This is a genomic window from bacterium (genome assembly GCA_024226335.1).
GTDB lineage: Bacteria > Myxococcota_A > UBA9160 > SZUA-336 > SZUA-336 > JAAELY01.
On sequence record JAAELY010000259.1, the window covers coordinates 52,523 to 64,796 of the forward strand.

General features: G+C 61.5%; 10 protein-coding genes and 4 tRNA genes. 2 read left to right on the forward strand and 12 right to left on the reverse strand.

Going from position 1 to position 12,274, the window contains the following annotated elements:
• Window positions 1-77: 77 nt before the first annotated feature.
• Window positions 78-1,208 carry an MBL fold metallo-hydrolase gene (locus tag GY725_13410; protein ID MCP4005186.1) on the forward strand — a complete coding sequence of 377 codons (1,131 nt, stop codon included), beginning with the start codon at window positions 78-80 and terminating at the stop codon, window positions 1,206-1,208.
• On the opposite strand, the gene msrB is transcribed toward GY725_13410, so the two are convergent.
• The 10 genes from msrB to GY725_13460 all read right to left on the reverse strand — a co-directional run bounded on the left by msrB (window position 1,205) and on the right by GY725_13460 (window position 8,154).
• Complete coding sequence (msrB, locus tag GY725_13415) at window positions 1,205-1,603, reverse strand: peptide-methionine (R)-S-oxide reductase MsrB (protein ID MCP4005187.1); 399 nt, start codon at window positions 1,601-1,603, stop codon at window positions 1,205-1,207. The two genes, GY725_13410 and msrB, sit on opposite strands and share 4 nt — an antisense overlap.
• A gap of 51 nt (window positions 1,604-1,654) precedes the next feature.
• On the reverse strand, window positions 1,655-2,353 hold the full coding sequence (locus tag GY725_13420) for an FKBP-type peptidyl-prolyl cis-trans isomerase (GenBank protein MCP4005188.1): 699 nt from the start codon (window positions 2,351-2,353) through the stop codon (window positions 1,655-1,657).
• 21 nt (window positions 2,354-2,374) lie between these two features.
• A complete protein-coding gene (locus GY725_13425) occupies window positions 2,375-3,259 on the reverse strand; it encodes an MBL fold metallo-hydrolase (GenBank protein ID MCP4005189.1) in 885 nt (294 codons plus the stop codon).
• 9 nt (window positions 3,260-3,268) lie between these two features.
• Window positions 3,269-4,462, reverse strand: coding sequence for a CoA transferase (locus tag GY725_13430; GenBank protein ID MCP4005190.1), 1,194 nt, complete (start codon window positions 4,460-4,462; stop codon window positions 3,269-3,271).
• A gap of 215 nt (window positions 4,463-4,677) precedes the next feature.
• Window positions 4,678-5,574, reverse strand: coding sequence for a hypothetical protein (locus GY725_13435; protein MCP4005191.1), 897 nt, complete (start codon window positions 5,572-5,574; stop codon window positions 4,678-4,680).
• Window positions 5,575-5,600: 26 nt separating this feature from the next.
• Window positions 5,601-5,677 (reverse strand) — tRNA-Arg (locus tag GY725_13440).
• Between the two features lie 85 nt (window positions 5,678-5,762).
• Window positions 5,763-5,852 (reverse strand) — tRNA-Ser (locus GY725_13445).
• A 62-nt stretch (window positions 5,853-5,914) separates the two neighbouring features.
• Window positions 5,915-6,002: transfer RNA gene (locus tag GY725_13450), tRNA-Ser, on the reverse strand.
• A gap of 65 nt (window positions 6,003-6,067) precedes the next feature.
• Complete coding sequence (locus GY725_13455) at window positions 6,068-7,831, reverse strand: S8 family serine peptidase (GenBank protein MCP4005192.1); 1,764 nt, start codon at window positions 7,829-7,831, stop codon at window positions 6,068-6,070.
• A 232-nt stretch (window positions 7,832-8,063) separates the two neighbouring features.
• A tRNA-Ser gene (locus GY725_13460) sits at window positions 8,064-8,154 on the reverse strand.
• A 119-nt stretch (window positions 8,155-8,273) separates the two neighbouring features.
• On the opposite strand from GY725_13460, the gene GY725_13465 reads away from it, so the two are divergent.
• Complete coding sequence (locus GY725_13465) at window positions 8,274-9,326, forward strand: site-specific integrase (protein ID MCP4005193.1); 1,053 nt, start codon at window positions 8,274-8,276, stop codon at window positions 9,324-9,326.
• 74 nt (window positions 9,327-9,400) lie between these two features.
• On the opposite strand, the gene GY725_13470 is transcribed toward GY725_13465, so the two are convergent.
• Window positions 9,401-11,077, reverse strand: coding sequence for a methyltransferase domain-containing protein (locus GY725_13470; protein MCP4005194.1), 1,677 nt, complete (start codon window positions 11,075-11,077; stop codon window positions 9,401-9,403).
• 581 nt (window positions 11,078-11,658) lie between these two features.
• On the reverse strand, window positions 11,659-12,274 hold a 616-nt coding region (locus GY725_13475), incomplete at its 5' end, for a hypothetical protein (GenBank protein MCP4005195.1).

Genomic DNA, 12,274 nt, shown 5'->3' on the forward strand with positions numbered 1-12,274 from the left:
GTATTCCAGATTTTCTGCGAAACCACGTAGCTCCCCCGGACGTGTAGAATCCTCGGACTCAGAGTCTGGAGGATGAGTTGGCGAGAAGACAGGAACAGGAAACAGCACGGGGTGAGGTCACGGAAGTCGACCGCAACATCTTGCGGATGGAACTTCCGATTCAATTGCCCGGCCTGGGTCATGTGAACTGTTATGCCATCGTGGATTCAGAAGGTGCGGCCATTGTGGATCCGGGCCTTCCGGGTCCATCATCGTGGCGCGCGCTACAGGATCGCTTGAAGCAGGCGGGCCTGGCGACGCGCAATATCCACTCGGTGATCATCACGCATTCACACCCGGATCACTTCGGTGGAGCGGCGCGCTTTGCGAAGGAGGCCGGCGCACAGGTGATCGCGCATCGGCAGTTTTCTTTCGGTCCCATGGCAGCCGCCGAGCAGAAGCCGGAAGTCTCGGTCGAAGATGTGACCGCACAGAGCGAGGCCCGGGAGCAGGACGTCGAGAACGACGAAGACAGCGATACCCGCGATCTCCCTTCGACACCTCACTCCCATTCGCACTCCGGTGGATCCACGATGCAATGGAGTGAAAAGACGCCCTGGGGTGGCGTGCGTCCGCGTCCACCCCTCAAGACCCGTCTGCGCTGGCGAGTACTGAAGGCGTTCGGTCGCACATCCATCGTTCCGAATATCTCCCATCCGGTCGATCACGGCGACGTCGTGCACCTGGGCGGGCGTGAATGGTTCGTGGTGCACACACCCGGCCATACGCCGGATCACTTCTGCCTGCACGATCCGGTCGACGGTGTGTTCCTGGCCGGGGACCACGTCCTGCCGACCATCACACCCCATATCTCGGGCCTCGGTGGATCGGAAGACAATCTCAGTTCGTTCTTCTACTCGCTGGACCGCGTCAGCGAACTGTCCCATGTCCAAAAGGTTCTTCCGGCACACGGCCACCCGTTCTCGGATCTGCGCGAGCGCAGTCTGGCCATCAAGCGCCACCACTTCGATCGGCTCGACAAGATCAAGGAGATCGCTCGCGAGATCGGCCCGGGTACCGTCGAAGCCTTCTCCAAGCAGTTGTTCAAGGAGCGAAGCTGGGGCCCCATGGCGGAAAGCGAAACCTTCGCGCACCTGGAGCATCTGCGAATCGCCGGGGAAGCGGAGCGCCATAGCGATGAGGAAGGCTGCTACGTGTATGTAATCTAGCCCTCTTGCTTCAGCAGAAGAGCTGCGGAATTCATGCAGTAGCGCATCCCCGTCGGCTGGGGGCCATCGGGAAAGACATGCCCCAGGTGGGCTTCGCAGCGCTTGCATTTTACTTCGATGCGTACGATTCCGCGGCTATGGTCTTCGTGTTCCGCGACGCATCCCGGCTCAATCGGCTCGAAGAAGCTGGGCCATCCCGTTCCAGAGTCGTACTTCGCTTCCGAACTGAACAACTCGGCACGGCAGCCCACGCACTCGTAGGTTCCCGGAATCTTGCAGTCGTGGTACTTGCCCGTGAAAGCCTGTTCGGTTCCCTGCTGGCGCGTGACTTCGTACTGGTCTGGAGTCAATTCAGCACGCCACTCTGTATCCGACTTTTCGACTTTGTCTGCCATGTAGATAACCTCCAATCACATTCGCGTCAGAAACTCGCACATCGGAATCCGCTAGAAAGTGATCGTTCTTACGACCTCGAACTCATAGATCAGGGCGGCCCCACCGGGTACGAGCGGCGGCTTCCCTACGTCCCCGTGGGCGAGGTCCGCTGGGCAAAACAGCTTGTACTTGCCTCCAACGCGCGTTCCCGGAAGGCCGTAGGTCCAGCAGGGGATCGCGGTCTCCAGATTGATCGTAGTGATCCCGTCGACTCCCCTGCCCTGACTCGTATCGATTCGCTTGCCGGTTCGAAGCGTGCCTTCGTAGACGACGGACACGATGTCCTGTTTGCGGATCACTGACCCGGTACCCTCTTTGACCGTCTGACGGACCCAGCCTTCATCCCCTTTGATGGAACTCGGATCCGATGCGCGCAGCGACAAGAACACCGCCGAGCGTTTGCGCTCTTCGGCTGCCGCCGTCGCCCTTCTCTTCTTGAGCATCGCATTCAGTTTTCCGCCGTACCCTTCCCCGGATACGACGGGCTCTTTGCCCAGAGTTCCATCGCGAAAACCCATTTCAACGAGGGGAAGCTCTTCTTCGGTCAGATCGAACTGAGAAAACGTCTGGGCAATATGCAGTCCGAGTGCGTAGAAGGTCTTCTCCTCATCGGTCGTAGGCGACTGTGTTACAGGCTGAGGCGAACAGGCCCCGCATGCGAGAACCGCCGCAAGGAGGATCCGGGAGTTGATGGTTCGAGGTTGACTCATTTCGGCTCTCCTGCAATCGGACTATGCGTCGAGTCGGTAGGCACGGCCGTCACGCACGATCCGCCCTGCGGTAGGCGTGGCGAAATGCGTACCGACGATCAGAACCGAGCCATCCGCGTAGCGCTCCAGAAACTTGAGGCGCGTCTTCCTGGCCTCCTCGGCGTCGTAATCGAAAGCACATGCCCAATCGGGGCGGGCCATCTGACAGGGATGGTGAATCATATCGCCGGTGATAACCGCTTGTTCGCCACGCGATGAGATACCGACGCTGACGTGTCCCGCCGTGTGTCCCGGAGTCGGCACGAGCCGGACTTCGTCGGTGAGGACGTGATCCGCTTGCACGAGGTCGACGAGTCCCGCGTCGAAGACGGGTCGCACCGAGTCGGCCATGATCTCCTGGAATTCCTCGCCTTGTTCCTTGTCCCAGTACTCCCACTCCTTTTCCCCGATCAAATAGCGGGCATTCGGGAAGGTCGGCACCCACTTCCCATCGAGCATCATGGTATTCCAACCCACGTGATCGACATGAAGATGAGTACAGACGACCCGGTCGATGCTCTCCCGAGCGTGACCGGCCGCCGCAAGATCCTGAAGAAAGGGACCCGTGCGCATGTTCCAGTCGCGCACCCCGCGCTTCTTGTCGTTTCCCAGGCAGGTGTCTACGAGGATTCGCTTCCCCTGGCTCTCTACGATGAGAGCATGGATGCTCATGATGAGCTTGCCGTCGGCATCCAGAAAATTCGGTTTCAACCAATCGATCTTCTGCACGCTTTCGGGAACGGCATCGGGTAGCACGAATGAACCGATGCTGGCGGTCTCGAGTTCGATCACCCGCGTGATCGTCACGTCGCCGATTCTCCACTGGTTCAATTCAGACTCCTTTGGCCGGTTGGGAAGCGCCGGCATGATACGCCTTCAGACCGGGTCCGGGGGGCTCAGTACACCGCGCTCTTCGAGCTCGCGAACGGTCTCGCTATCGTAACCGAGCCACTCGGAAAGAACGGATTCGTTGTGCTCGCCGCGCCGTGGAGCCGGTCCACGCACTCGATTCTCGGCGGCCGAAAAGCGCGCCGGTGGCCGCACGACGGGTCGTGTGCCTCCCCGGCGATCGTCGACCTCGACGAGCAATTGGCGTTCTTTCGCGAGGCTTCCGGTCGCCGCATCGACGAGCGAGACGACGGGGGCACAGGCAATGCCCGATTCGGCGAGACGCTGCAGCGCACTCTCGCGTGAGGGCCGGCGCGTCATCCACGCCTCGATGGCCTGGTGGCGAACACGCACCTTGGTTTCGAGATCCGCACCCTCCGGAGTCGGGTCCTCGAGATCCGGCTGTGCATCGGCGAGCAGCCGCCACACGTGTTGCACCGATCCGGCAGTTGCAATCGCTCCGTGAGCACCCGCGTCGTAGATCGGATTCATGATGCGATCCTCGGGCGGATCCAGAAATGCGTTCGCCAGGGAGTTGTAGGTGCTCAACACCGCATCGAACATCGGCACCTCGACGCGCTGACCGACCCCAGTCGCCTCGGCCGTCCGAAGGGCAGCGAGAGCAGCAACCGCGGCGTGCAATGACGCGATCGTATCGGCGTGCGCCTCGTTGCGCTGCACGACGGGCTGACCAGAGAACCGACTCTGATCGTCGAGGATCCCGGACACCGCGTGAACGATCGGCGCATACGCTCGCCGATTCGCCCAGGCCGAGTCGCTTCCAAAACCGTTGATCGAAACGAGCACCGCACGGGGATTGGCCGTGTGGATCTCGTCCCAGCCGAGTCCGAGTCGTTCCAGCACACCGGGGCGGAAGTTTTCGCACACCAGTTGAGAGCTCGCGATCAGGTCGAGCACGATCTGCGAAGCGCCCGGTTTTTGGAGATCGATCGAGAGCGAACGCTTGCCGACATTGGCAAAGGTCCAGAGGCCGGAGTCTCCGCGGTCGTGCTTCGGCGCAATCTGCCGTACTTCATCGCCGTCGGGCGGCTCGATTTTCAGGACTTCGGCACCCATGTCGCTGAACAGTCGACCGACATACGGCCCCGCGATCACACGGGACAGGTCGACGATTCGGACACCGGAAAGAGGCCCGGGTTCCAACTCCACCACATCTGTCATCGCGTAGATTCTACCCGACCGGAGCGGAGGGTTTTCAACTCACACGGCCGACCTATCCGACGGCACTCGAGTGGAAAACACAGGAGAGGGCCAGAAACGTTCGCAGTTAGCATTTCAGGGGGGGTACCACTGAGCTCCAGGGCGACGGTTCTGACCCTCTACTCCTTAAGTGTCGCCACAGGGGTTTTCGTGACCCGGATTTGTTCAGAACTTGCTCAGCACTCAGCGCAGGTCTGACCGTCGCCTGTGCAGCGGGCGCACTCACCCGGGCGCTCACTGCAGTCAGTCCCTTCGGGAGCGGGACCAAACTCCGTGAAACACTTCGAATTCGCCGCGACGCAAAGGCCCTTTCCGTCGCAATAACCACTACCGTCGCTACACATCGTCCAGAGTGGCGCAGGGTACACCGTATTGAGTCCATCGTAGAGCCGCTTGATGTCTTCGTACAAACACTGGGTCGTACCTTCAATCGTCTGTGCTGCACGACGATAGGCCTTGCACTGGAAGTCGACCGCAATCCGCATGCCGCGGCACCCGTCGGCGAGCTTCCCGTAACTCATCAACTGACACGGCGCGCCCCCGCGCACGTCGAGATGCTGCAACCCGGCCATGTGTCCGTGTTCATGGGCGAGTGCCCATCCTGCGCTAGTTGAGAGTCGACTCCAGCGCCTTTTAACCCAGACGTAGATGCGGGAGTCCAGACTGAACGACGGCCCGGGGCTCGGAGCCAGGTAGACCCCGGGGAAGGAACCTGGAAAAGCAATCTCGCCGCGCGCTCGGTCCGCGCGCGGAAAACGGGGATCCCCTACGCTGTAGTAGGAAACCTCGCCCGCGGCCAGGCGAACCGCACAGGGAACATCGCCATCCCTCGATTCGTCCTGGAGAATGGCCGTTGCCCGCTGAAGGAGCTTGCTCAACGCGATACGCGTTTCTTCGTCGCTCCCCAGCTTGAGATCGTCGCGCAGGTAGTAGTCCAGGAACCAGACGTATTCACGCGCGAATCGGGATGAGGTTCCGGGGTCTTCGAGCCGTGCAGCGCGAACCGGCAGCGCGGTGAACACCGGCAGAAGAACGAGCAGGCAGGCTGCCCACCTGCCCAAGGGGGTAGGCATCGGCTTGGAGATCCTCGCTACAAAACTGGCGCGCCCAGCACGACTCGAACGTGCGACCTTCAGGTCCGCAACCTGACGCTCTATCCATCTGAGCTATGGGCGCGCGAGAAGAAATCCCGTCGATCCGGAAGCTGCTTGGTCCGTATGACGAAAACACCCTTTCCGACGGGGCGGCCAGGGTAGCAAAATGGCGGAGAGAGTGGGATTCGAACCCACGGTACGCGTAAACGCACACACGGTTTCCAACCGTGCGCCTTCAGCCACTCGGCCATCTCTCCAACTCGTTACGAACGATGCCGATCCGGCCCAGTCCAGTAAGACCCCCGGTCATCGCACAATCTGGCGGAGAGGGTGGGATTCGAACCCACGGTAGGTTTCCCTACACTCACTTAGCAGGCGAGCACCTTCAGCCACTCGGCCACCTCTCCAGATGCCCGAAAGATGCCCGCGACCGGGCCCCAATACAAGGGGGACCCACCTCCAGGAGAGCGGGCTAGGGCGCCGCTGGCCCGCAGACAGGCGAGATTCCGGGGCCCTGGCTCTGCAACTGGCGCTCGATCACGACCCAGTCGGGCAGCTGGCAGTCGCTGACTCCCTCATCCGAGGCTCCGACCACATTGCACAGGGTGGGTGCTGAAACGGCCCCGGTAACCCCGGCCAGGAAATTGCGAATCTCGGCCAGGTCGCTCAGATCCACCTGCCCGTCTCCGCTGGCATCCCCGCACTGGCAAGCATCGCCGATCCCGTCCGGACCCGAACCCGCCACGCCTCCGGCATCTTCCTGTCCGGTGTTGTCCTGGTAGGGGCAGTTGTCCCATGCGTCGAGCAGTGGATCGCCATCCGAATTGGGGAACGACTCCAGGAGCGCGACATTGACCTGACCAGAACCGGTATCGGTGTCGATTCCGGGGGGATTGATGTCGATCGCCTGCAACTCGAGTTCAGCCACGAGTTGGGCCACCGTCATATTCGGATCCTGCTGGAGCAAGAGCGCCGCAGCCCCCGCCACGACCGGCGCACAATAGGAGGTGCCGGAAGGGTTGCCCACGACCGTCGACGTGCGATTCGGTCCCGCGATATCGGGCTTCTGCCGGCCATCGTTCGTCGGTCCTCGACTGGAAAAAGCCTCGAGAGGAGCATTGGGATCGTCCCAATCGACCCAGTCGACGGCTGAAACCGAAAAAGCGCCTGAAGTCACCGCGGGGTCGACCGCGCTCGATGCCGGAACTCGATACGTGTGGACCAGATTGTTGCCAATGCTGAACAGAGAAACGTCGAGCGGGGACGTCGGGCCTGACACGTACTTCACGCCCACGTGGTATGGAGCTTCCGAAGAGTTCCAGGCAAAGATGAGGTCCTCTTCCGGCGGCGTCGTACCCGGATGCGTACCGGTCGCTGAGGCCACGAGCGAACCCGAGTCACTGTAGACGTAGAGATCGAGATCGGTCTGCGACACAGGCGAAGAGTACTGGTCCCAATTCAACGCCAGATCGAGGTACTTCCCGTTGGTTCCGGCGCTGATATCGATGCGATTGGTGCTGGCAGAGGTCATCAGCCAGTTGTCGACGTCGATGGTCGCACTCGTGTCGCGCCAGTGCTTGAGTCCGAAATTTCCCGCGGCGACCGACCAGAACACGCCGTCCACGCTGACGGAGTGGTTGACCATGTCCGAGATCGAACCCGTATCGTCGTAGTAACTGCCCTGAAACCAGGCAACGCTGTGATTGATGATGTCGATGTCGTTGTCGCGGGCGTAGTCGGCCGCGAGCTGGAGTCCGAGTTCATCCTCGACCCTGATCATGTAGAGCTGCGCACCGGGGGCCATATCGGCGACTAGTTCAGCCACAACCGTGCCGTGGGCACCGTCGTCTTCCATTCCAGAGCCCGTGTAGTTGACCGAAATCGTACTGGCGGGCAGCTCCCCCGAACTGATCCTCGAACTCAGACCGGCGAACTCCAGATCGACGACCGCAATCTTGATGCCGGTTCCGTCGATCCCCTGGGGTTGAAGCAGGTCTGCGTCGGTCAAGGTCACGGCCTCTGAGACCACACTCCCGCTTCCGATCCCGGCGGGCACGCTTCTGAGTGGCAGGCGCGCGACGCGTACGTCGGTCAGTTCGCTCAGACGGTCGATCGCGCTGACGGGAATGCTGACCCGCAGAAAGGAGCGTGAGTGCGCGGACACGCGCCCACCAATCCGACGCAGCTTGCGCCGGTCGATCCCGCTGGAATGGTGGGAACGGGGCTCGAGGATCATCTGGATGGTCGCGTCATCCCGCAACGCCCTGCGCCTTCTCAGCCGGAGGCGGCGCGCCCCAGGCTCCCCGAATTTTCGATACGCCTCCGCCAGGCGCTCCAGACCGCGGCCGACACGCGGGCGCCGATCGATCCGTGGCGTATCCCCATACGAGGGCAGCGGGGCACTGACGATGAGCAGTGCGAGGGCCAGAAGCAGGCCGCAAAGGCCCCCTGAGCGCCAGAGCAGGATCTGGCGGAGAGGGTGGGATTCGAACCCACGGACTCCGGTGAGGAGTCTGCGGTTTTCAAGACCGCCGCCTTCGACCACTCGGCCACCTCTCCGCGTCGTCATATCGTGCACTTACTGGACTTCCTGCGCATGCCCTTGAGGCACAATCAAGCTGAGTTGTGCCCTTCCGATAAAGCCCACAGGTCACGGGCGATTACCCAGGAGGTTGCACATGTCGAAGGCACAGGTCGTGCCCCAGGTCCGAGTCTACCAGCGGGGACACAAATGGTGGTACGACATTCGCCTGGAGGGTCGCCGGATTCGACGGCCCGGGGGTCGGAGTCGGAACGAGGCGCAAGCGTCGGGGGCACAGTTTCTGGCATCCGGGGCACAGCGCTCCCCAGCCGGGACCCTTGGCGCCATCCTCGATTCGTGGGTTGCCTATCAGAGCATCTACGGGCGCAAAGAGAGGACCGTGAAGACCACAACCAATTGTTGTGAGCGGCTGAAGGTCCATTTTGGAGCCGATCGGCAGCTCATCGAGATAGATACGGATGCCCTCGCCGGTTTCGTGCGCTGGCGGCAGTCCGGTGAGCGGAAGGTCGGCGCGTACGCGATCAATCGCGATCTCGCCACGATTCGCGCCGCCTGGAGACACGCCCATGAGGACGGGAAGGCGCCGGAGCCCCCGCGATTCAGGTTGCTGACGACGGACGAACCCAACCCGAAACCGGTCATGCGCGAGGAGTTCGCCCTGCTGATGCTGCATGCCGACAGACGGTTGAAGGCAATTTTCGCTCTGGCCGGTGTCCTAGGTCTCCGGAACTCCGAGATCCGGCGTCTGAAATGGCGGGACGTCGACCTGATCAACCGACGTCTTCGCGTCGACATGCTCCATTCGAAAAATCGCAGCGAGCGGACGCTACCAATCCCAGGTGCAGTCTTGGAGATCCTCCAGGAACACCGCGCAGATCGTTCGGAGTCCGGCCCGTCGGATCTGATCTTTGTCAACCGATTCGGAAGGATGTACACGGACTACGGCCTCGCAAAGGTGGCGCGTCACGTCTGGGAGCAGACGGGTCTATTGGAGGATCGCCCGGGTACAAAGGTGCTTCACGATCTACGTGCGACGGCAGCTACCTTCATGGTCGAGGCCGGAGCATCGACCGAGACACTGCGTTCCAACCTCGGCTGGAAGAGCCGCGACGTAGTAGAGCGTTATGTCAAGGCGTTTGAGCAGAGCCGGAGCAAGGCGGTTGAGGCCGTCGCCGACGCACTTCTGTAGCGGCCGGCTCCGGCTCCGTCTGAATCGCCGTCAGGAGAATCCAAGGCAGGCCGGGGACCCGCTACACAACGCCCTCAGGCAGGGCTGGCGAGGCAGAAGGTGCTGATATCTTCCATCTCGCGTATTCCGGGGACATCGAGGAAGTGTTGTTTCAGTTCCGTCGCATCGAAGCTCTCCACCCGGAAGCCGTGACTCTCGAGCAGCTTCCGGAATTCCTGCCGACTCCAAGCGTTCTGATGGTTGAATACATAGGATGGCTCTCGATCCACAACTGCTGTGCGAAGACGAGAGGCGATCTCATGAGGGGAGTCGAGAGCCAGGAGGTCGTCCCGCATGGCCGCGATCTGGGTCGGTGGCCCATGGTAGGCGTCGCTCCCATCTCGCCGATCCTTCGAGAAGTGGTCCCCGTAAACGTCATTCCAGAAGCCGCAGAAGACCATCGCCGCCCGACTATCAAGGCAGTCAGCAACCTTGCGGCTTGGCCAAGTCGTACTCACTGCTTCGAAGTCCCATTGCTCACCGAAGAAGCTGGGGTCCCCACTCCTCCAGCAGTCCAACGCCCGGTCGAAGTCTGGGATCTTCAGAAGGAGCGTCCCGTCAGAGCGGATCACTCGCCGCGCCTCGTCGAGGGTACGATCTACCGTAGCGTCGTTCAGGTGTTCGAGACAATGGGAAGAGTACACGAGTTTGACGGACGAGGACGGCACGGGGAACACCGCTCGCTCGTCGAAGGTGAAGGGGAAGGGGTTGAGGATACTCGGTGCGGCTTCCAGGTTGATCCACCCTGGCGATTGGAAGTGCGGACCGCCTCCCAGATTGACTCGACCGGAGAGGTTGGTGATAACCGGCAACTCGGTCCGAGTGCGTGTCCGCTTCTTCAGACGCTTTCGCAGCTTCTTGGAGGCCTTCCGCATCCTTCGCAAGAGGTTCGGCCGTTGTGTGACCGAAGGGGCTGGCGGCACGAACTTCGTAGCTTCCAGTTCGCGAACCACGTCCCCGGCGCAATCGAGCGGCACGCGGGCGTTCTGACCCGCGAACACACACACACTCGATGTCTCGTTTGCCGGAACGATCAAGACCTCGATGATCGGTCGGAGGTCTTGGGGCGAGGGCCGGCCGCGATGCAGTAGAACCGAGGGGTCGATCAATGCACACACAGGGCGAGTCTCCTCGAGTCTGACGAACTCACCTCCGCGCGTGAGCATCTCGAAACTGCCGTTTGCATAGTTCGGCGGGCACAAGAAGAACATCAGCTTCCGCACGTAGCGAGAGAATCCATCGAAATGCCACGCGTTGGGACCTTCGCTCCCACCGGGCATGGCGGACCAAGCGCGCACGTTCACGACTCGCCAGGGGTGCGCGAGTTGCATCTCGATCTCATCTTCCATGGAACCGAGGAACTCCTCGAGAACCCGCGAGGCAAAGGAGTCGGGCGGCGGGTAATAGCGGTTCTGGGCGTTCAGTATCCGTTCGGTATCCATTTGTAGATCCGAACGCAGGTAGCCAGGCTTGCAATCAGAAACAGAGAAGGGAGCTGCGCGATCTTCGGCAACAAAGCCACGGAGTCCGTCAACCACATCGTCTGGGATGTACTTAACGAAGACTCCGCGCTCGAGGAACTCGCTTTTGTGGCCCTGCTCGTTCCGATCGCGCAACCACTCGGTCTCGCAACGCGCCCCGTAGAGATTCAGAGCGTGCTCGAGCGGTTGTCCAGAATCGCCTGCCGGGAGGTCACGATATCGATCTGTCATGGCCGATCTCCTGCGAACACAATCCCGGCTGAGAGCGTGCCCGTCGTCTGCGTGGTGCTACAGAGAGACCCGATAGTAGGGCAGGGTTCAGGGCTGGGAAAGGAGCTTTCCTCTCGAACTCAGGCGCCCACACGCGAGCGCCTGAACGTCCATTGGTTCGAGACACTGGCTGAAGCAGAAGAGAGGATCGAAACTTGGAGGGCGGACCGGGAACCGGCCTCGGTCTGTCCGTCGTTCACGAAATCGTTGTCGACCACGGCGGCAAGCTGGAAGTCGAGCCCCCCGTGCGCGGGCACAGTTGTTCGTGTGCTGCTCCCCCTGCGAGCACTCCTATTGCCGCTCGCTTTCGAACCTCGAGCGGCCCCGATTGACACCCACCCCGGCTACGGGCTCGACCTTACGGGGTCCTCCGATGGGTCTTGCAGGCTACGGAAAAAACCATTCCCGTCGTCACGCGGCGTCTTTCATCCGCGCTCATCGTTGCTGAAACTCGCTGTAGAGGCACTGCAGCTTCGCCTCAGCGCCTCGAGCGCGAACGAAATCCACTCGCGTGTCTCGGTCCAGGGTTCTTCCGTAACCTGCTAGAACTTGAGCTGGGCCTGTAGGCGGACGACGACCTGCCCATCGCCACTCCCATCCGCCAGCCAGCCGGCATTGGCCGAGTCGGTCGGGACCGAATCGAACGCATACATGACGTCGGCGCCAAACTCGATAAATGAATTCAGGTGGAAGTTCGCACCGCCGGTCAACATCCTGACGGTATCGTCGGAATAGCCGTTGGCGTCGTCGAACAGCATCACCTCGTAGCGCAAGGAGGGCTCGAGTCTTCCCAACATGTAGCCCGACTGGGCGACGAAGCCGAAGTTGTAGAGATCCGGCGCCGCCGGGCGGTTCTTGTGATTGCCGGCGGCGGAGGCGAAGAAGTGGAAACCTGCGCACTCGATGGATCCGTCGACGGTCCAGTAGAGCAGGTCGACGTCGTTCTTGGCAGCGGGGAGATCCCCGCTCTCGCCCTCCTGATAATGGATGGCTCCACCCAAGAAGGCGCCGAGGGGCTCGCCTTCTAGATTGGAGAAGTCACCCCATTGTCCCCATTCGCCCGCTAGTTTGAGATCGCCCCGGGCCGTCAGCGCCCAGTTGGACTTGTCAGAGGAGGCATTGCTGACCCCGCCAGCGCCGTCGCTCGCAAGATCTCGA